The sequence below is a fragment of the Pseudomonas imperatae genome (genome assembly GCF_057128625.1).
On the sequence record NZ_JBSKHP010000049.1, the window covers coordinates 1 to 20,188 of the forward strand.

Consider the following 20,188-nt stretch of genomic DNA (forward strand, 5'->3'; position numbering starts at 1 on the left):
GTTTCATAGGCGACCCTTGCGATGAAATTCTCAGAAATCATAGCAAGGGTTTGTCCGGGCGTTTTTACACACTCTGGTACCACCGCGGACGCCGCCGCCACCGGCAAGACCACCAACAATTCCAACTTCTGGAACTGGCAGGCTGGCCTGGTGTTCAAGCCGACCGACAACGGCAGCATCTACGCCTCGTTCGCCACCTCGGCCACCCCGCCGGGCGCCATGCTCAACGAAGGCATCGACGGCAACCCGCTGACCGCCAACGGTAGTGTGCTGCAGAGCGACCTGGAGCCCGAAACCACCAAGAACTACGAGATCGGCACCAAGTGGGACGTGTTCCAGGACCGCGTGTCGCTGACCGCTGACATCTTCCGCACCGAGAAGGAAAACACCCGGGTACTGACCGCCACCAACACCTACGAGAACGCCGGCAAGACCCGCGTCGACGGCTTCGAGCTGTCGGCCACCGGCAAGATCACCGAAAAATGGCAGGTGTTCGCCGGCTACAGCTACCTGGACAGCGAGATCCTCAGCGGTGGCTTGTCGGGCCGTAACGGCGCGGTCACCGGTGGCGCCGCCACCGATGGCAAGGAACTGCCGAACACGCCGAAACACAGCGCCAGCCTGTGGACCACTTACCAGGTGGCGCCGAAGCTGACCATCGGTGGCGGTGCCTTCTACGTGGGCGAAGTGTGGGGTGACACGGCCAACACCGTGTACGTACCGTCCTACACCCGCTACGACGCCATGGCTGCGTACAAGCTGAGCAAGAACGTCGACTTCCAGCTCAACGTGCAGAACCTGACCGACAAGGTCTACTACGACAAGGCCTACGCCGCGCACTTCGCCAACCAGGCAGCCGGCCGCACCGTGTTGTTCAGCACCAACTTCCACTTCTGATAACCCGGAAGTGCCCGCAAGCCCCGCTCACTGGTTGAGCGGGGCTTTTGCGTGTTTGAGACGTGTTCGCAACTGATGCGGCATACTGCACGCCTGATCTGGCAAGGTGAATTAAGGTGTTGAAGAAAACACTGTTTCAAGTGCACTGGTTTTTCGGCATCACGGCAGGCCTGATCCTGGCCCTGATGGGCGTGACCGGCGCGATGGTGTCCTTCCAGGACGAAATAATGCAGGCCCTGAACCCCACCACCCTCAAGGTGCAGGTGCAGGACAGCGGCGTGCTGCCGCCTGCGGTGCTGGTGCCCAAGCTATCAGCGGCCCAGGGTAAATCGATCGCCGCGCTGTGGGTGGAGACCGACACCGGCCTGGCCTCGCGGGTGTTCTTCAGCCCGCCGCCGGGCGAGCGTCGCGGCGAGCTGCGCTACTTCAACGCCTACACCGGCGAGCTGCTGGGCAAGGTCACCGGCGAAGGCTTCTTCGGCTTCACCCTGCAACTGCACCGGTTCCTGGCCATGGGCGAGGTGGGCAAGAACATCACCGGGGCGTGCACGCTGATTCTGGTGTTTTTCTGCCTGTCCGGGCTGTACCTGCGCTGGCCGCGCCAGGCGTTGAACTGGCGCGCCTGGCTGACCCTGGACTGGGCCAAGAAAGGCCGCGCGTTCAATTGGGACCTGCACGCGGTGGCCGGCACCTGGGTGCTGTTCTTCTACCTGCTGCTGTCGGTGACCGGGCTGTTCTGGTCCTATGACTGGGTGCGCGAAGGCCTCACCGCCATGCTTGGCGACGCGCCCAAGGGCCAGCAGCGCGGCGGCCGCATGCAGCGCCCGATGCCGCCCAGCGGCCCGGTGGACATCAACTATGACGCGGTGTGGGACAGCATTCGCAACGAGGCCGGCCCGCAGCTGAGCGCCTACAACCTGCGCCTGGCGCCCCAGGGCCAGCCGGCGACGGTGTTCTACCTGCTCAAGGACGCCCCCCATGAGCGGGCGTTCAACAGCATGACCATCGAGCCCATGACCGGCAAGGTACGCCGCCACGAGCGCTTCGCCGACAAGGCCTTGGGTGGCCAACTGCTGGACAGCGTGTATGCCCTGCACGTGGGCAGCTATTTCGGCCTGGCCGGGCGGATTTTGAACACCCTGGCCGCGCTGACCATGCCGCTGTTCTTCGTCACCGGCTGGCTGCTGTACCTGGACCGCCGCCGCAAGCAACGCCAGGTGCGCGCTGCACGCCAGGGCCTGGAGGCCGGCACCGGGCAAGGCGACGCCTGGCTGATCGGCTACGCCAGCCAGAGCGGTTTCGCCGAGCAACTGGCCTGGCAGAGCGCCGGCCAGCTGCAGGCGGCCGGCATTGCCGTGCGCGTGGAACCGCTGGCGCGCCTGGCCGAGCAGGACCTGCGCCAGGCCAGCAACGCGCTGTTCGTGGTCAGCACTTTCGGTGACGGCGAGGCGCCGGACAGCGCCCGTGGTTTCGAGCGCAAGGTGCTCGGCCAGGGTGGGTCGCTGGCGCAATTGAACTACGCCCTGCTGGCCCTGGGTGACCGCCAGTACCCGCACTTCTGCGGCTTCGGCCAACGCCTGCACCAATGGCTGGACGCGAGCGGCGCACGCCACGCGTTCGCCCCGGTGGAAGTGGACAGCGGCGATGCGCAGGCGCTGCAGCACTGGCAGGAGCAACTGGGCCAGCTCACCGGTGCCCAGCCGATCATGGCCTGGCAGGCGCCGCTGTATGAAGAGTGGACCCTGAGCGAGCGCCGGCTGCTCAACCCGGGCAGCCAGGGCGCACCGGTGTACCTGCTGGGCCTGACGCCGCCGGCGCCACACAGTTGGGAAGCCGGCGACCTGGTGGAAGTGATGCCGCGCCTGAGCACCGACGTGCCGCTGCAGACCCAGGCGCGGGAATACTCCATTGCCTCGCTGCCCGCCGACGGCCGCCTGGAACTGATTGTGCGCCAGGAGCGCCACCCCGACGGCAGCCTGGGTTTGGGTTCGGGCTGGCTGACCGAGCATGCGCCGGTGGGCGCGGCCATCAGCCTGCACCTGCGCCGCAACGCGGGCTTCCATGCCCCGCGCAACGCCGCGCCGGTCATCCTCATCGGCAACGGCACTGGCCTGGCGGGGCTGCGCAGCCTGCTCAAGGCGCGGGTGGCCAAGGGCCGTACACGCAACTGGCTGATCTTCGGCGAGCGCAACGCGGCGCATGACTTCCTCTGCCAGGGCGAACTGCAAGGCTGGCTGGCCAGCGGCGACCTGCAGCGCCTGGACCTGGCGTTCTCGCGCGACCAGGCCAGGAAAATCTACGTGCAGGACCGCCTGCGCGAGCAAGCCTGCGAGGTGCGTGAGTGGGTGGCCGAGGGCGCGTTGATCTACGTGTGCGGCAGCTTGCAGGGCATGGCGGGCGGCGTGGATGACGCGCTGCGCGAGGTGCTGGGCGAGGCGACGGTGGAGTCACTGAGCGAGCAGGGGCGTTATCGGCGGGACGTGTATTGATTCTGCCGTAGCAACTGACTTCTGTGGGAGCTGGCTTGCCAGCGAGCTTTTCGGGCCTCAACAACTCGCTGGCAAGCCAGCTCCCACAGATGCGTTTGAGATTTATGCAGGCTGCAGCTTCTGCGCAAATACCGCCACGCCATCCAGGTCGCGCAAGGTCACCGTCAGCTCCCCGCTCTGCCCTTCAATGCCCACCTCGCCAAAGAACTGGAAGCCGGCAAACGGCGAGCTGTTCTGCGCCGGTGGCGCCTTCTGGAACACCACCTCGGGGCCGAAGGTCTTGTCCAGCGCATTGGGCCCGAACGCCCCGGCGTTCAAGGGCCCGGCAACGAACTCCCAGAACGGTTCGAAATCCTGGAACGCCGCGCGGTCGGGGTGGTAGTGGTGGGCTGCGCAGTAGTGCACGTCCGCCGTCAGCCACACATGGTTGCGCACTTTATTGTCGCGCAGGAACGCCAGCAGCTCGGCCATTTCCAGCTCGCGGCCCTTCGGCGCACCCGGGTCGTTGTTGGCAATGGCTTCCCAGCGTTCCACGCCCGGGCTCACCTCGCCGTCCGGCACGCCCAGGCCGATGGGCATGTCAGCCGCCACCACCTTCCACTGGGCGGTGGAGGCCTTCAACTGCTGCTTCAACCAGTCCAGCTGCGCGCGGCCCATGAAGGCGCTGTCGGCGCTCATCTGCTCCTGCAGGTTGGCGCTGTTGCCGCCGCGGTAGCTGCGCATGTCCAGCACGAACACGTCCAGCAGCGGCCCGTAGCTGAGCTTGCGGTAGATGCGCCCGCCGTTGTCGGCCTGCTGGCGGCGCATGGGTGAATACTCCAGCCATGCCTGGCGCGCGCGGCTCACCAGCACATTGATGTCGCGGGTCTGGTAGCGCTCGTCCAGTTGCTTGCTGGGCGACCAGTTGTTGATCACCTCGTGGTCGTCCCACTGCCAGATCTGCGGCACCTCGGCGTTGAAGCGGCGCAGGTTTTCATCCAGCAGGTTGTAGCGGTAGTTGCCGCGGTATTCGTCCAGGGTCTCGGCCACCTTGCTCTTGGCTTCGGTGGTGATGTTGCGCCAGATGCGCCCGCCTTCCACCGTGAGCTGCGCCGGCACCGGGCTGTCGGCGTAGATGGTGTCGCCGCTGTGGATAAAGAAGTCCGGCAGGCGCAGGCGCATGGCCTCGTAGATGCGCATGCCACCGATGTCCGGGTTGATGCCGAAGCCCTGCCCTACCGTGTCACCGCTCCACACGAAGCGGATGTCGCGGCGCTGGCTGGGCGCGCTGCGCAGGTGGCCGAACCAGGGCTCGCTGGCGACGCCGGTCTGGGCGTCCTCGAAGGTGACGCGGTAGAAAATCGCCTGGTCCACCGGCAGCCCGCTCAGCTCTACCCGCGCGGTAAAGTCGGTGCGCGCGTCGGCCAGCGCCGAGACGAAGCGGCGCGGGTTGCTGAACACGCTGCGCGTGTCCCACTCCACCACCATGCGCGCCGGCCGGTCGGTGCGGCTCCACACCATGGCCTTGTCGCCCAGCAGGTCACCGGACTGCACGCCGTCGGTGAGCTGCGGGCGGTCCTTCACCGAAGCGATCACGGCGGGCGCCAGCCCTGGCAACAGCAGGCCGGCGCCAGCCACTTGCAGCAGACGGCGGCGGGGGAAGGTGAAATCGGTCATGGCGCGCGGCTCCCTGTTCGCGGAAAAGGGCTCAGTAGAGCGCATGCGCGTGAAGGGGGTGTGACAACCCTGCGGGCACGACCTGACCGTGCCTGGGGAGCAAGGCGTTTCCCATCAATGTGTTTGCAGAAGGTGAAGCCAGCTGGTTCGAGCGGGAAATGCAGGGCAGTGCGGCGTGTGATTAAAGCGCTGCTTGCCCACGCTGCAGGCGTTGGCCATAGACGTTCAGGGCGTCGCAGCCGTTTTCCAGCAGCAGCGCGCAGCCGGTGGCGAAGTGGCTCAGGTCATCGTCGTCCAGGGAGCGGTAGCCCATGCACGACAGGCTCTTGAGCATGTCACGCACGGCGCGCACGCGGGCATCGGCGAACTGGAACAGGTCGGCCATGGGCGCATCGGCGTCGATGAACAGGACGGGGTTGGAGGTGCAGTTGCTGTCGCAGGGTAAAAAGTCAGACATGGGACATTCCGTTGAAAAAGTGGGCCACGCCCGAAATGGGTGGTGGCTGTGCGCGGGTTGACAGACCGAAGTATCTACCACCCTCCGGCGCGTCCATATGGGCGCCCCGCGCACAGCTACCGCTACGTGCATGGAAATAGTAGATAGGGATTCGAGCTGTCAAACCCGGCCATCCGTGTAGATGACGGAGGGCAATATCCCCCTGTTTGGAGGCATCGACAACCCCCAAAAAGCAACTTGGGAAATGTCCTACAGCCCGGGTTCCGTGGGGTCTGACAGGGTGCCTGATCGTTGCGCGGGGGCCTTAGACGCGGCCTTTAGGCCGCTGCTACGGAATTGTGCTCGACAGCCCTAAACGAAAAAACCCGCCAAAAGGCGGGTTTTTTCTAGGCGTTAAACGCACTAGGTGAAGCAAAGGGCTCAAAGGCCAATGCCAGCACTCTAGCAACCATCACCTAACAAGTACAGCCGTGGTCACGTAGCAGCTGCCGCAGGCGGCGTCCGCGGTTTGCAGGGTGCCCGATCATTGCGCGGTGACCTCGGACGCGGCCTCGCGGCCGCTGCTACGGGGGCGATCGCGTCGCCTGCATCGCCGCCAAGGCCGGCTCCTACCACGGACGGCGTAGGAGCCGACTTTAGTCGCGATGCAGGCAACGCGGTTGCTGCTACCTTTACGCCGGCTCGGCCGTCAGCTCCACCACTTCGGCCTTCTTGATCACCGCATACACCACCGCCGTCACCACCGCGCCAGCGCATATCGCCAGCAGGTACAGCAACGCATGGTTGATGGCGTTGGGGATAAGCATCACGAAGAGGCCGCCGTGGGGCGCCATGAGTTTGCAGCCGAAGTACATGGACAGCGCTCCGGTGAGCGCGCCGCCGGCGATGCTGGCAGGGATGACGCGCAGCGGGTCCTTGGCGGCGAAGGGGATGGCGCCTTCGGAGATGAAGCACAGCCCCAGCACCAGCGCCGCCTTGCCGGCTTCGCGCTCGCTTTGGGCGAACTTGCGCCGGGCCAGGAAGGTGGCGATGCCCAGGCCGATGGGCGGCACCATGCCGGCGGCCATGGTGGCGGCCATGGGCGCGTAGCTTTGCGAGGCCAGCAGGCCCACCGAGAAGGCGTAGGCGGCCTTGTTGATCGGCCCGCCCAGGTCGACGCACATCATGCCGCCCAGCAGCACGCCCAGCAGGATGGCGTTGGTGGTGCCCATGCTGTCGAGGAAGTGGGTGAGCGCCTCGAGCATGCCGGCCACCGGCTTGCCCACCACGTAGATCATCACCAGGCCGGTGAACAGGCTGGCCAGCAGCGGGATGATCAGGATCGGTTTCAGCGCCTCCAGGCTGGCCGGCAGCCGCGCGTAGCGGTTGATGGCCTTGGCCGCGTAGCCGGCAATGAAGCCGGCGACGATGCCGCCGATGAAGCCTGCGCCCAGGGTGCTGGCCAGCAGGCCGCCGATCATGCCGGGGGCCAGGCCCGGGCGGTCGGCGATGGAATAGGCGATGTAGCCCGCCAGCAGCGGCACCATCAGCTTGAAGGCGCTGTCACCGCCGATCTGCATCAAGGCGGCGGCCAGGGTGCCGGGCTCCTTGAACGCGGTGATACCGAACACGAACGACAGGGCGATCATCAGGCCACCCGCCACCACCATGGGCAGCATGTACGACACGCCGGTGAGCAGGTGCTTGTAGGCGCCGGTCTTTTCCTGCTTGGCCGGGGCGGCGTTGCCCGCGGCCGCTGCCGACTCGGGCTTGCCTTCGGCCAGGGCCTTGTCGAGGATCGACGCGGCCTGCTTGAGGGCGATGCCGGTGCCGCAACGGTAGATGCGCTTGCCGGCGAAACGCTCGGTGGCCACGTCGATGTCGGCGGCCAGCAGCACCACGTCGGCGTCCTGGATGGCGGCGGCGCTGAGCGGGTTGCGCGCGCCGACCGAGCCCTGGGTCTCGACCTGCAGGTCGTAGCCCTTCTGCTTGGCAGCGGTCTGCAGGGCCTCGGCGGCCATGAAGGTGTGCGCCACGCCGGTTGGGCAGGCGGTGATGGCCACCAGCCGTGGGGCGCGGTCGCTGACTACGGCAGCCGCGGCCACCGGCGCTTGCGCCTCATGCACGCGGGCCTGCTCGGCGGCCTGGCGCAGGAAGCCGTCGGCGTCCTGCAGGGCGGCGGCCGGCGTGCTCTGGAACAGGCGTTTGCCAACGAAGCGGCTGAGGTCGATGGGCCCGGTGTTGACTACCAGCACCCAGTCGGCGGCTTCGATGGCCGCCGGCGAGAGTTTGTTTTCCGGGTGTTGCGGGTCGTGCACTTCGACGCTGGTGCTCCAGCCCTGGCGCTGGGCCACGGCATCGAGCAGGCGGGCGCTGAGCACGCTGGAGACGCGGCCGCTGGGGCAGGCCGTGACAATGGCAAGTTTCATCGCAATCCCTCTTATTGTTCTGTCAGCGTGCGTACGCAGACGCCGCTTTCGAGCCGCGCCAGCAGGGCGTGGTCACTGATGCCGAAACCGATCTGGCTGACCGCCATGGCGGCGATGGCCGTGGCGGTGCACAGGGCTTGCTCAGGCGTGCTACCGCTGAGCAGGCCATGCACCATGCCGGCCAGCAGCGAATCGCCGGCGCCCACGGTGCTGGCGATGTCGACGGTGGGCGGCAACGCTTGCAGGGTGGGCTGGGCGCTGAACCAGGTGACGCCCAGGGCGCCCTGGGAGATGACCACGTTGGCGATGCCCTGGGCCAGCAGGCGCTTGGCCACGGCGGCCTGTTGCGCCGGCGTGTCGATGCGCTCGCCGAACACTTCGCTGAGCTCGTCGGTGTTGGGTTTGATCAGCCACGGCTGGGTGGCCAGGCCGGCGCGCAGGGCGGCGCCGCTGGTGTCCAGGGCTACTTTCAGGCCCATGCCCACCAGTTTTTCCAGCAACGCCTGCAGCCACTGGGCGCTGATGCCCCGCGGCAGGCTACCAGCAACCACTACGGCATCGTGGCCAGGGGCGATTTGCACCAGGCGCGCCAGCAGCGCGGCCTGGGCGTCGTCGTCGACGAAGGCGCCGGGGCCATTGAGGTCGGTGATGCGCCCGCCGCTTTCGGCCAGCTTGATGTTGCTGCGGGTCTCGCCCGGCACGCGGATGAACTCGTCGGTAAAGCCCCGGGCCTTGAACAGCGCCTCGAACGGCAGGGCATTGTCCTGGCCGAGGAAACCGGCCACGGTCAGTTCATGGCCCAGGTCGGCCAGCACCTGGGCGACGTTGACGCCCTTGCCGGCGGCGTGGCTGTGCATGGCGGTGCTGCGGTTGACGTCGCCCACCAGCAGGCTGTTGAGCTCCACGGTCAGGTCCAGCGCCGGGTTCAGGGTGAGGGTCAGAATCTTGGCCATCAGGCGTTCTCCACCAGGGCGCGCACTTCCAGGGCGCTGCCCAGGCCCAGCGCGGTCTGCGCCAGGCCTTTCGCTTCGCTCAGGATCAGCTCGCGGACCCCGGCCTTCACCTCGGCAATGCTGCGCGCCGAGACACTCAATTCATCCACGCCCAGGCCCACCAGCAGCGGCACGGCCACGGGGTCGGCGGCCAGTTCGCCGCAGATGCCCACCCATTTGCCATGGGCGTGGGCGGCCCGCACGGTGATGTCGATCAGTTGCAGCACCGCCGGGTGCAGGCCGTCGGCCTGGGCCGACAGGGTCGGGTGGCCACGGTCGATGGCCAGGGTGTACTGGGTCAGGTCGTTGGTACCGACGCTGAAGAAGTCCACTTCCTTGGCCAGCACCGGCGCCAGCAGGGCGGCAGACGGCACCTCGATCATGATGCCCAGTTGCAGGTCGGCCACCGGGATTTCCAGGCGCAGGCGCTCGGTCATGTCGCGGGCCTGGCGCCACTCGTCGACGCTGCCGACCATGGGGAACATGATGCGCAGCGGGCGGTTGTCGGCGGCGCGCAACAGCGCGCGTAGCTGGCTTTCCATGACGTCGGGGCGTTGCAGGGTCAGGCGGATGCCGCGCACGCCGAGGAAGGGGTTTTCTTCCTTGGCGATCGGCCAGTACGGCAGCGGCTTGTCACCGCCCACGTCGAGGGTGCGCACCACCAGCGGCCGGCCGGCCAGGCCGTCGAGCACGCGGCGGTATTCGGCTTCCTGCACGGCCTCGTCGGGGGCCTGGGCGTGGGCCATGAAAATCAGCTCGGTGCGCAGCAGGCCGACGCCTTCGGCGCCCTGCTCCACGGCGGCCTTCACGCCGGCGCTTTCACCGATGTTGGCGAATACCTCCACGGCGTGGCCGTCGCGGGTGACCGCAGTTTCCAGGCGGCGGGCGTTGGCGGCTTCCTGGCGGCGGGCGCGCTGTTCACGTTCTTCGATGGCCTGTTGGCGCACCGCGTCGCTGGGGTCGACGATAAGTTGGCCGCGCTGGCCGTCGAGCAGCAGCGGGCAGCCGGACGTCAACAGCAGCACGGCGTCGCCGGCACCGACGATGGCCGGGATGCCCAGCGCGCGGGCGACGATGGCGCTGTGGGCGGTAGCGCCGCCACGGGCGGTGAGGATGCCGGCCACGCGGGCCGGGTCCAGGCGCGCCACGTCCGAGGGGCCGACTTCATCCATCACCAGAATGTAGGGTTGGCTTGGTTCGTCGAGGCTGGCCACGCCACACAGCTGCGCCAGCACCCGGCGGCCGATGTCGCGCAGGTCGGCGGCGCGCTCGGCCAGCAGCGCGTCGGCCAGGCTTTCCTGCTGCACGGCGGCGGCTTCGATCACGCTGATCCAGGCGGCGGGGGCGCTTTCGCCCTGCTTGAGGCGGCCGGCCACTTCGTCAGTCAGGGCCGGGTCGTCGAGCATTTCCTGGTGGGTGACGAAGATCTCGCGGATGGCCTTGGCCGGGCTGCGGCGGATCAGGCCTTCGATGTCTTCGCGCACCTGCACCAGCGCGCCTTGCAGGCGCTGGTGTTCAATGTCATGGGATTCACCGCGCAGCGGGTAATCGAACGTCTGCAGCACGTGCACATGGGCCGGGCCCATGGCGATGCCCGGCGCGGCGGCGATGCCGTTGATCTGCTGGCCGGCCACCGGCGCCTGCACCTTGGGGGTGATGACCGCCACTTCCTCGACCTGCACCACCGTGGTTTCCACCACCAGCGGCAGCGGCTCGACTTCCTCGCCCAGGCCAGCTTCCACGGCGGCCAGCAGCGCTGGCAGGGCGTCGTCGGCAATGCTCGGTTCGGCGATGAACTCCAACACCTGGCCACGACGGGCGCCCAGGCTCAGCAGCTTGCTCAGGCTTTTCGCCGACACCGCCGGCTCGTGGCTGTCGACCACGCGCAGGCGGATCTCGCCGTCAAAGCTCTTGGCCAGTTGCGCCAGCTCTTTCGCCGGGCGCGCATGCAGGCCGTGGGCGTTGGGCAGGCCGATGCGCGCGCTGGGCCAGTCGGCCGGCAGCTCGCCACCCAGCACTTCCAGCACCGCGCGGGTGCTGGTGGCGCGGCCCAGTTCCTGGCCACGGCCTTCGATCAGCAGGGCGCACAGGCGTTCCAGCAGCGCCTGGTGGGCCTCGCCCAGGCTGGCCAGGCAGAACAGCCCGGTCAGCGGCTGGCCCAGGTAGCGCAGCGGTTGTTGCGGGGTAACGAAGGCCAGGCCGGGCTTTTTCACCGTCTGTTCGCTGTGCAGCCACCACAGGCCATCGCCCAGGGGCAGCGCCTCGACCTGCTGCAGAATAGCGGCGAAGCCGTTGCTGACGCAGTCGGCCTGGCGCAGCAGGCGGGCGCCGCGCCACACCAGTTCTTCGAAGTCTTCGGCGGCCACGCTGAGGCTGATCATCTGCGCGTCCAGCGCCAGCTCTTGCGGCGCACCCTGCAGCAGTTTCAACAACGCTTCGGGGCTGCTGGCGCGGCGCAGCGCCTGGCCCAGGTCGGTCTCGCCCAGGGCGCGGGTCAGCAGTTGCAGCAGGCGCAGGTGTTCGTCGGACTTGGCGGCGATGCCGATGGCCAGGTAGACGATCTGGCCGTCGCCCCAGTCCACGCCGTCGGGAAACTGCAGCAGGCGCACGCCGGTGGCGTGCACCAGGTCGCGGGTGTCGGGGGTGCCGTGGGGAATGGCGATGCCCTGCCCCAGGAAGGTCGAGCCCTGAGCTTCACGGGCTTGCAGGCCGGCCAGGTAGCCCTCGGCAACCAGGCCATCAGCCACCAGTTTGTCGGCCAACAGGTGCAGGGCGGCGGGTTTATCCACCGCCGTCTGGCCCATGGATATCTGCTCTATAGTGAGCTCGAGCATGCCAATCTCCTTTGCGGCATCCGGCGGATGCAGAAGTCTTGTTTTAAGGGTTCAGCATAGGGCCGAAATCACGGCCTGGTCAGCCCCTGGCTGGTTGACGCCCATCAGCTGGTATTCCACGAACCATAACCTGACCGGTCCGACAGAAAAATTTTCGGCAGAAAACGTCCAAGCTGAATCGTTTAACCTAGAATGACAGGCACGTTACCCGATAATCTTCAGGCATTGAAGCCCAACTGACGGTGGCGCTGCGACATTGGTCGGCTGCCACCGCGCCTCATGATCGTGAAAAATGCGTAGGCCTGCGCGTTTAGCGCGCCGTATAACAAGGAATACTCGGTTGAAACTCAGTGATATTGCCCGCCTCGCCGGAGTGTCGGTGACCACCGCCAGCTATGTGATCAACGGCAAGGCGCAACAGCAGCGCATCAGCAAGACCACGGTCGAACGCGTGCAGGCGGTGGTGCAAGAGCACGGCTTCACGCCCAACCCCCAGGCCGCCGGCCTGCGCAGCCGCCACACCCGCACCCTGGGCTTTATCCTGCCCGACCTGGAAAACCCCAGTTACGCACGCATTGCCAAGCGCCTGGAAAAACGCGCGCGCGAGCACGGCTACCAGCTGCTGATCGCCAGCTCCGACGACGAGCCGGCCAGCGAGCTGCAATTGCAGCAGCTGTTCAAGGCCCGCCGCTGCGACGCGCTGTTCGTGGCCAGTTGCTTGCCGCCCGGCGACACCAGCTACCTGGAGTTGCAGGACAAAGGCATGCCGGTGGTGGCCATCGACCGAGTGCTGGACGAAACCCGGTTCTGCTCGGTGGTCAGTGACGACCGCAACGCCGCCCTGCAACTGACCAGCAGCATCCTGCGCCCGGCGCCCAAGGACATCGCCCTGATTGCCGCACGCCCCGAGCTGAGCATCAGCCGCGAGCGGGCCGCCGGTTTCCACCAGGCGGTGGAAGGCTTCAAGGGCAAGGTGCTGGTGGCCGAGGGCGAGTCGTTCAGCCGTGAGTGCGGCCGCCAGTCGATGCTGCAACTGATCGAGCAACTGGGGCACCTGCCCGAAGCACTGGTGACCACCTCCTACGTGCTGCTGCAAGGGGTGTTCGACGTGCTGCAAGGCCACCAGGCCGAGTTCCCGTCGCTGCACCTGGCCACCTTCGGCGACACCCAGTTGCTGGACTTCCTGCCCCTGCCCATAAACGCCATGGGCCAGCAGCACGACCTGATCGCCAGCACCGCGCTGGAACTGGCGCTGGCAGCGGTGGAGCGCAATGAGTACCGGCCCGGCGTGCACGCCATCGCCCGTACCTTCAAACAGCGCATCTTCGAGGCCTGAACCATGGGGCTGATCGACACCCACACGCATCTGGATTTCCCGGATTTCGACGTCGATCGCCCTGCCCTGCTGGCCAACGCCCGCGCCCTTGGCGTGGAGCGCATGGTGGTGCTGGGCGTGCACCAGGCCAACTGGCAGCGCGTGTGGGACCTGGTGCAAGGCGACGGGCAGCTGTACGCCGCCCTGGGCCTGCACCCCGTCTACCTGGACGAGCACTCACCCGCCCATGTACAGGAGTTGCACAACTGGCTGGCCCGCCTGGCGGGGCACCGCCAGTTGTGCGCGGTGGGCGAGTTCGGCCTGGACTATTTCCTTGAGGACCTGGACCGCGACCGCCAGCAGGTGCTGTTCGAAGCCCAGTTGGCCCTGGCGGCCGAGCTCGAGTTGCCGGTGTTGCTGCACGTGCGCCGCAGCCACGCGGCGGTGATCGCCACGCTCAAGCGCTTCAAGCTCAAACGCGGCGGCATCATCCATGCCTTTGCCGGCAGCTACGAAGAAGCCCGGGAATACATGAAGCTGGGCTTCAAGCTGGGCCTGGGCGGCGCGGCCACCTGGCCGCAGGCGGTGAAGCTGCGCAAGACCGTGGCGCGCCTGCCGCTGGAAGCCGTGGTGCTGGAGACCGACGCGCCGGACATGGCGCCGGTGATGTTCGCCGGCCAGCGCAACAGCCCCGAGCACCTGCCGCGGATTGCCCAGGCGTTGGCCGAACTGATGGGGGTGGAGCTGCAGGCACTGGGCGCGGCAAGCACGGCCAACGCCTGCGCGCTGTTCAACTGGTAGGGCGTTATTCGAACAGGGTGCAGGCCATTACCAGCGCGTCTTCGCGGCCACCGGCAATCGGGTAGTAATCACGGCGACGGCCAATTTCGTTGAAGCCGAAACGCTCGTATAGGCGGTAGGCCGAACGGTTGCTGTCGCGCACTTCCAGGAAGCACTCGCGGCCGTTCATTTCGTAGGCGCGGCTCATCAGCCGTTCCAGCAGACGCAGGCCCAGGCCGCGGCCCTGGCTTTCGGGCTTGACGGTGATGTTGAGCAGGTGCGCCTCGTCGATGATCACGTTGATCACGCCGTGGCCGACCTGCTGTTCACCCTCGAACATCAGCCAGATCTCGTAGGACTTCAGCCCGTCGAGGAAGATGCCGCGGGTCCAGGGGTGACTGTAGGCGGCGTATTCGATTTTCAGGACGGCTTCAAGGTCCGCCTCGGTCATGCGGCGGAAGGTTACGGCATCACTCATTGTTCGGTTTCCAGCGCGCCATCAGTTGGCGCATGGCTTTCCAGACGTCCGCCTTGCGGTGCGGCTCATCCATCAACAGTTCCAGGCCCGGCAGGCACCAGGCGCTGCCCAGCCCTTCCACCTGCAACTCACGGTAATAATCTTCGGCAACGGCCTCGCCAGCGAAACGCACGGCCGGCAGGCCCACCAACCACAGGCAGGTGCAAGGGGCGTCTTCCAGACGCGCCAGGACAAAGCCCTGGACGAAATCGCGCGCCGCTTCCGGACCCTGGTCGAGGTTGCCGCGCACCAGCAGCGGCCAGCGCACCGGCTCGCCGATGATCTGCGGGGCGTCGGGCAGGCCGGCGGCGCGCAGCATGTCCTTGAGCAGCAGGTAGGCCGGGTCGCGGCTCTGGAACGGCTCGCCGGTGGGCAGCTCCACCAGGATCAGGCAGGCACCGGCGCGCAGCAGCTGCAGGGCGAAGCGCGGCGGCGGCGCCTGCACCACCTTGGGCGCCACGGGCGCGGCTTCGGGCTCGGCCACGGGCTTGCTGACGGCCTTGGCCGTGGGCCGCGGCACTTCTATTTTCGGGCGCTCGATTTTCGGCCGCTCCGGCGCGCGGGCCACGGCGGCGCCGGCTGGCGGCTGCTCGACCACGGGCGGCTCGAGGGGCGCAGGCGGCGCCAGCAACTCGGGGCGCGACGGCGCGGCGAACGGCAATTCGGTGCGCGGCAGCCATTGCACCACTTGCATGGCGGCCAAATAAGCGCGGCGACTGGATTCGATCAACAAAGCGCGGCCATCTGTGGATAAGTTAAACGCCAATTCTACCGCCGTTCTGTGCGCCGCGCCGCAGTTGATGCGCACAAAGCGCCGGCAAGTCGATCAGGGGCTCAATGATCGGGCGATTGATGCAGTACAATCGGCGCTTTTATTTGGCAACGAGTCGGCCATCCAATGATCGAACCCAAGCGCGTCTTGCGCGCACTCGCCGAACACTGGGCCTTGCTGGAACCGCTGTGCGCCCATTTTGACCAGGGCACGCTGAGCCTGAGCGAACTTCGCCAGCAGGTCGCCGCCCAGCAACTGGACGCCACGCCGCAGGACATTACCGCGGTGCTGGACGTGTGGATCCGCCTGGACATCCTGGTGCCCGTGGCCAAGAGCCCGAACCGTTTCGAGCTCAATGCCCAGATCCACGACTTCCTCGCCTACCTGCGCCGTGAGCACCGGCTGGGCCTGTGCCTGGAGATCGAGGCCTACCTGCGCCACCTGGAGCGTCTGGCCGGGCATATCCAGGACGCCTTCGACATTCGCGATGGCAACGACCTGGCCCGCCAGCTGCGCCTGCTGGACATGCGTATCCGCGACGTGCTGAAGAAGCTCGACAACGACGAGCAGGCCCTGGTGGCCGTGGCCGAGCGCGCCAAGACCAGCGACCGGCAGATCCCGCTGCGCCAGCGCTACGCCGAGGTGCTGGCCACCTGGGACGAGTACGTGGAGCCGATGATCCAGCTGGTGAACGCCGACGGCGCGTTCGAGCAGGGCGTGCGCAAGGTGGAGAACGTGCTGCTGCGCATGCTCACCGAGCAGCAGCGCCTGGGCCACCTGGTGGACGACGACATGTTGCTGCGCACCCACGCGCGCATCCTGGAAATGCAGACCCGCGCCCAGCTGACCCTGCGTCACGCCCGCGAGCTGCTGCTGCCGCTGCGTGAAGAAGCGCGCCGGCACAACGCCGTGACCCGCGGCGCGGCCCTGGCCCTGTCGGCCATTCGCCGCAAGGGCCTGGACGCCGTGCCCCAGGCGGCCATGCCGATGTTCACCCGGCCGCAGAGCACCTTCCTCGGCAGTGCCAGCCAGGTGGAAGCCTACGTGTACGCCCTGGCGCGCTTCGAGGCCAAGCCGGCGCAGTTCCCCAAGGCGCACAAGGTGCGCGACGGCGAGACGCCCAAGGCGCCGCGCACGGTCAAGGAAATGCTCGACCGTTGCGAGGACGCCCTGCCGCTGCCCGACCTGATGGTGTGGCTGCTGGAGCAGGAGCCCGAGGGCGCCACCGACGAGCTGCTGTATTGGTTCTCGCGCCTGTCGCGGGACAAGCGCTTTGCCCGCGAGCGCCTGGAGCGCCGCGAATACCACACCCTGGAGCACCGCGTCAGCCTGCGCTCCTTCGCCCTGCTTTCCAGCGCCGACACGCCGTTGCCGGCCCCGCTGGAACCCTCTGCGAGCACTGCACATGAATCTTGATCTGTCCGAAATGTCCCAGCTGGCGCCGATCTTTCGCGAGCTGTACAAGGGCTTCCACATCAGCCGCCGGGACCCGGAGCTGTACGCGCAGCTGTCCAACCTGCAGGACCAGTACCGCGGCCTGTTCCGCGCCCTGGGCTTCGACCTGGTGTGCGACACCCGCGGCTTCTATTACTTCGTGCCCGAGCAGGCGGCCGCGCAGGTCAACAAGACCGCCCAGCGCCTGTCGCTGTTCACCTTCATTTTGGTAGAACACCTGGCCGACCAGGGGCGCGACCCCATGGCCGTGCTCGACGGCGGCAGCATCGGCCGCGACGAGCTGCCTTCGCTGCTGGAAAAATACCGTGACCTGTTCCTGCAGGCCGAGGTGCAGACCCCGGAAGAGCTGGAAGAGAAGATCATGCGGCGCATGACCCAGCTGGGCTTCGCCGGCGAGGAGAACGGCGTGTACCGTTTCCTGCCGCCGATGCACCGCTTCCTCGACGTGTGCCTGTCGGTGCAGCAGGATCGCAACCTGGCGGCCAGCCTGCACAGCGACCTGCCGTTGCCGACCCCAGTGCTGGTGGATGACGACGACATCATTGTCATCGACGACGAAGAGTCGGAAGAAGATGCGCTGGCACGCGCCATCGCCGAAGAACAGGAGATCGACGCATGAGCCAGGAACGCTACGGCATCCGCCGCTTCGCCCTGCTGAACACCGCCGGCTACAGCCTGGGCCTGTTCCCGCTGGAAAACCCGCTGTCGGTGTACGGTGCCAACAACCTGGGCAAGTCGGCCTCGATCAACGCGCTGCAGTTCCCGATTCTGGCGCGCATGTCGGACATGAGCTTCGGCAAGTACAGCCTGGAGCAGTCGCGGCGCTTCTACTTTGCCAGTGACACCAGCTACATCCTCTGCGAAGTGTCGCTGCCCCACGGCCCCCACGTGATTGGCGTGGTCGGCCGCGGCCCGGGTGGCGGCTTCGGCCACCAGTTCTTTGCCTACAAGGGCGAGCTGGACCTGGCCCACTACCAGAAGAACGACACCTGCCTGCGCCAGAAAGAGCTGTTCAGCAACCTGGAGCGCAACGGCCTGAAAGCCTACGAGCTCAAGCCTGACGAACTGCGGCGCTTGCTGGTGGGCGGCCACACCTCGGTGCCGCTGGACCTGACCCTGATTCCGCTGCGTTCCACCAGCGAGCAGAGCCTGAAGACCTTCCGCGCGCTGTTCATCAACCTGCTGCACATGCGCGAGATCACCGCGGCCAAGCTCAAGCAGCTGTTCCTCGATGCCTTCGAGCACAGCCTGCGTTCGGGCAGCGTGGACTACATCGCCGCGTGCGAAGAAGCCTTCCGCGACGTACGCCGCATGGAGCAGGACTACAACTCGCTGGTGTCCGCCGGCCCGCTGGTCGAGGCCCTGGCCAACGGCGTGCGGCAGCGCGACATCCTGCGCGGCAAGCTGCACCGCATCTCGCCGGTGCTGGATTCGCTGCTGGGCACCTGGCAGGACTACTCCGGCGCGCGCAAGGAAGAGCTGGTCATCCAGGCCGAGCACTACCGCAAGGAACAGGACTCGCTGCAGAACAACCAGCGCGGCGGCACCCAGGAGCTGATGCGCCTGGAGCGCGAGATCACCGGCGTGCAGCGCTGGCTGGGCGAGCTGTCGGTGCTCAAGCACCGCTTTGCCCTGGTGGACGACGTAAAGGTGCTGGAGCAGCAACTGCTGGCCGCCAAGGACGCCCACGACGAGCTCGCCGGTGCCCTGGCGCAGTCCCGTCAGTTCAGCGCCGAAGACCTGGAAGAGCGCCTGCGCGACCTGGAAAAACGCCTGAAGTCGGTGCGTCAGCAGCTGGACCATGCCGACAACAACAGCTACGCCCGCCTGCGTGAAGAGTTCTCGCAGCAGGACGTGGAACGCCTGATGCGGCTGTTCAACAGCGCGCTGTTCAGCCTGCCGCTGGGCGAGCAGGGCATTGCCCTGGATGACAGCGACGCCTGGGTGAAATCCCTGGAAGCCATCCTCGACAGCTTCAAGGGCGAGCGTTTCGAAGTGCCGGGCATTTCCATCGACCTGTCGCACATCGAGCCCCCTGCCCTGCAGGCGCTGGCCGACCGCGCCGCCCTGCGCGAGCAGAAGGAGCGCCTGGAGAAAGAACTCAAGCAGCTCAAGACCCAGCAGGCCGTGGCCTCCGACCGCGCGGCCAGCAAGGAGCAGACCGAGGCCCTGTACCAACAGGTGCTGGATGCCCAGAAAGCCCTGGAAGACTTCCGCCGCGCCCAGACCCTGGGCGCCGAGGAAGGCGACAAGCTGGAACAGCTGGCGCAGATGGAAGCCGCCCAGGACGAGCTGAAGCGTTCGAGCGACGCCTTCACCGAGCGCGTCCAACAGCTGTCGGCCAAGCTGCAACTGGTGGGCCGGCAGATCGCCGACATGGAAGCCAAGCAGCGCACCCTGGACGACGCCCTGCGCCGCCGCCAGCTGCTGCCTGCCGACCTGCCGTTCGGCACGCCCTTCATGGAAGCCGTGGATGACTCCATGGACAACCTGCTGCCGCTGCTCAACGACTATCAGGACAGCTGGCAAAGCCTGCAGCGCGTCGACGGTCAGATCGAGGCGTTGTACGCGCAGGTGCGCCTGAAGGGCGTGGCCAAGTTCGACAGCGAAGACGACATGGAGCGCCGCCTGCAACTGCTGATCAACGCCTACGACCACCGCAGCGAAGAGGCCCTGACCCTGGCCAAGGCGCGCCGCGCGGCGGTCACTGATATTGCCCGGACCCTGCGCAATATCCGCAGCGACTACGACAGCCTCGAGCACCAACTGGCACTGTTCAATCGCGAGATCAACAAGCGCCAGGTGTCGAACCTGCAGAGCTTCCGCATCGTGTTGGCCCCCAACAAGGAAGCGCTCAAGCACATCGACCAGATTATCCACAGCGCCGGCCAGTACGAAGAAGGCGAGACGTTGTCGGTGTTCGACCTCAGCCAAAGCGCCGAGCAGGACAACAAGAACGAAGAGGCCAAGGAATACCTGGCCCGCCTGGTGGCCGCCAACCACAACCAGCTGGGCCTCAAGGACCTGTTCGAACTGGCCTTCGAGATCACCAAGGTGCACGGCCAGCCGGTGATACACACCGATATCGACGGCGCGGCGTCCAACGGCACCACCATGACCATCAAGGCGCTGACCAACATGTACCTGTTGCTGCACTTGATGGACCGCGACCTGGCTGGCCGCATTCGCCTGCCGTACTACCTGGACGAGGCGGCGGACATCGACGAACGCAACCAGTCGGCGCTGCTGGAAACCAGCCAGCAGCTGGGCTTCGTGCCTATCCTGGCCAGCGTGAAGCCGCAGGTGTCGGCCCACGTGGCCATCGACCTGGAAGGCGGTAGCGGGCCTAACGGCATCTACATCGATGAGTCGGACTGGAAGTACATCCGTCGTCACGATGCGGTGAAGGCGGTGGTCGTGGATGATGAGGCTGAAGAGGTTTCCGCCTGATGTGAGCTTGATGGCATGACAAAAAAACCACCCTCTTGGGTGGTTTTTTTGTGCCTTTGAGGGGGGCCCGATCTTTACGTGGGGCCTGCGGACGCGGCCTTTGGCCGCTGCTACGAGAGGCGTTCGTGGGATTTTCGGGCGCCGAAAAGACAAAACCCCCACCTGC

General features: G+C 66.7%; 13 protein-coding genes and 1 pseudogene. 7 read left to right on the forward strand and 7 right to left on the reverse strand.

Annotated elements, in window-relative coordinates:
• Positions 1–81 precede the first annotated feature (81 nt).
• Together ACWKWX_RS32060 and ACWKWX_RS32065 are read left to right on the forward strand one after the other, a co-directional pair.
• Positions 82–897: pseudogene (locus ACWKWX_RS32060) on the forward strand (TonB-dependent receptor); the annotation flags it as partial.
• Positions 898–1,013: 116 nt separating this feature from the next.
• Positions 1,014–3,386 carry a PepSY domain-containing protein gene (locus ACWKWX_RS32065; protein ID WP_483829877.1) on the forward strand — a complete coding sequence of 791 codons (2,373 nt, stop codon included), beginning with the start codon at positions 1,014–1,016 and terminating at the stop codon, positions 3,384–3,386.
• A gap of 102 nt (positions 3,387–3,488) precedes the next feature.
• Here ACWKWX_RS32065 and ACWKWX_RS32070 read toward each other — a convergent pair whose 3' ends face one another.
• From ACWKWX_RS32070 to ptsP, 5 genes are all read right to left on the reverse strand, one after another.
• Positions 3,489–5,042: an alkaline phosphatase D family protein gene (locus ACWKWX_RS32070; protein ID WP_483829878.1), complete on the reverse strand. Its 1,554-nt coding sequence runs from the start codon at positions 5,040–5,042 to the stop codon at positions 3,489–3,491.
• 181 nt (positions 5,043–5,223) lie between these two features.
• A complete protein-coding gene (locus ACWKWX_RS32075) occupies positions 5,224–5,499 on the reverse strand; it encodes a hypothetical protein (RefSeq protein ID WP_416422453.1) in 276 nt (91 codons plus the stop codon).
• A gap of 671 nt (positions 5,500–6,170) precedes the next feature.
• Positions 6,171–7,907 (reverse strand): PTS fructose-like transporter subunit IIB, encoded by a 1,737-nt coding sequence (locus tag ACWKWX_RS32080; protein WP_483829879.1) that lies wholly within the window; start codon positions 7,905–7,907, stop codon positions 6,171–6,173.
• Positions 7,908–7,918: 11 nt separating this feature from the next.
• Positions 7,919–8,860 carry a 1-phosphofructokinase gene (pfkB, locus tag ACWKWX_RS32085; protein ID WP_416422451.1) on the reverse strand — a complete coding sequence of 314 codons (942 nt, stop codon included), beginning with the start codon at positions 8,858–8,860 and terminating at the stop codon, positions 7,919–7,921.
• Positions 8,860–11,733, reverse strand: coding sequence for a phosphoenolpyruvate--protein phosphotransferase (gene ptsP, locus ACWKWX_RS32090; RefSeq protein WP_483829880.1), 2,874 nt, complete (start codon positions 11,731–11,733; stop codon positions 8,860–8,862). Before ptsP ends, pfkB begins: the two co-directional genes overlap by 1 nt.
• 340 nt (positions 11,734–12,073) lie before the next feature.
• On the opposite strand from ptsP, the gene cra reads away from it, so the two are divergent.
• Both cra and ACWKWX_RS32100 read left to right on the forward strand, forming a co-directional pair.
• Positions 12,074–13,069, forward strand: coding sequence for a catabolite repressor/activator (gene cra, locus ACWKWX_RS32095; protein ID WP_416422449.1), 996 nt, complete (start codon positions 12,074–12,076; stop codon positions 13,067–13,069).
• Positions 13,070–13,072: 3 nt separating this feature from the next.
• Positions 13,073–13,849 carry a TatD family hydrolase gene (locus ACWKWX_RS32100; protein WP_483829881.1) on the forward strand — a complete coding sequence of 259 codons (777 nt, stop codon included), beginning with the start codon at positions 13,073–13,075 and terminating at the stop codon, positions 13,847–13,849.
• A gap of 4 nt (positions 13,850–13,853) precedes the next feature.
• Here ACWKWX_RS32100 and rimI read toward each other — a convergent pair whose 3' ends face one another.
• Together rimI and ACWKWX_RS32110 are read right to left on the reverse strand one after the other, a co-directional pair.
• On the reverse strand, positions 13,854–14,306 hold the full coding sequence (gene rimI, locus ACWKWX_RS32105) for a ribosomal protein S18-alanine N-acetyltransferase (protein ID WP_027976748.1): 453 nt from the start codon (positions 14,304–14,306) through the stop codon (positions 13,854–13,856).
• A complete protein-coding gene (locus ACWKWX_RS32110; protein ID WP_473005356.1) occupies positions 14,299–15,078 on the reverse strand; it encodes an energy transducer TonB in 780 nt (259 codons plus the stop codon). The genes rimI and ACWKWX_RS32110 overlap by 8 nt, the downstream gene beginning before the upstream one ends.
• 165 nt (positions 15,079–15,243) lie before the next feature.
• Between ACWKWX_RS32110 and mksB the strand changes: the two genes are divergently transcribed.
• The 3 genes from mksB to mksF are packed head-to-tail and all read left to right on the forward strand — an operon-like array spanning position 15,244 to position 20,022.
• Positions 15,244–16,533, forward strand: a complete 1,290-nt coding sequence (mksB, locus tag ACWKWX_RS32115; RefSeq protein WP_483829882.1) for an Mks condensin complex protein MksB — start codon at positions 15,244–15,246, stop codon at positions 16,531–16,533.
• A complete protein-coding gene (gene mksE / locus ACWKWX_RS32120) occupies positions 16,523–17,191 on the forward strand; it encodes an Mks condensin complex protein MksE (RefSeq protein ID WP_416422444.1) in 669 nt (222 codons plus the stop codon). The genes mksB and mksE overlap by 11 nt, the downstream gene beginning before the upstream one ends.
• Positions 17,188–20,022 carry an Mks condensin complex protein MksF gene (mksF, locus tag ACWKWX_RS32125; protein ID WP_416422443.1) on the forward strand — a complete coding sequence of 945 codons (2,835 nt, stop codon included), beginning with the start codon at positions 17,188–17,190 and terminating at the stop codon, positions 20,020–20,022. The genes mksE and mksF overlap by 4 nt, the downstream gene beginning before the upstream one ends.
• Positions 20,023–20,188 lie beyond the last annotated feature (166 nt).

Bases quoted from the DNA above. Each gene is read 5' to 3' on its own strand.
- ACWKWX_RS32070 (WP_483829878.1), bottom strand. From the start codon at position 5,042: ATGACCGATTTCACCTTCCCCCGCCGCCGTCTGCTGCAAGTGGCTGGC.
- ACWKWX_RS32075 (WP_416422453.1), bottom strand. From the start codon at position 5,499: ATGTCTGACTTTTTACCCTGCGACAGCAACTGCACCTCCAACCCCGTC.
- ACWKWX_RS32080 (WP_483829879.1), bottom strand. From the start codon at position 7,907: ATGAAACTTGCCATTGTCACGGCCTGCCCCAGCGGCCGCGTCTCCAGC.
- pfkB (WP_416422451.1), bottom strand. From the start codon at position 8,860: ATGGCCAAGATTCTGACCCTCACCCTGAACCCGGCGCTGGACCTGACC.
- ptsP (WP_483829880.1), bottom strand. From the start codon at position 11,733: ATGCTCGAGCTCACTATAGAGCAGATATCCATGGGCCAGACGGCGGTG.
- ACWKWX_RS32100 (WP_483829881.1), top strand. From the start codon at position 13,073: ATGGGGCTGATCGACACCCACACGCATCTGGATTTCCCGGATTTCGAC.
- rimI (WP_027976748.1), bottom strand. From the start codon at position 14,306: ATGAGTGATGCCGTAACCTTCCGCCGCATGACCGAGGCGGACCTTGAA.
- mksB (WP_483829882.1), top strand. From the start codon at position 15,244: ATGATCGAACCCAAGCGCGTCTTGCGCGCACTCGCCGAACACTGGGCC.
- mksE (WP_416422444.1), top strand. From the start codon at position 16,523: ATGAATCTTGATCTGTCCGAAATGTCCCAGCTGGCGCCGATCTTTCGC.
- mksF (WP_416422443.1), top strand. From the start codon at position 17,188: ATGAGCCAGGAACGCTACGGCATCCGCCGCTTCGCCCTGCTGAACACC.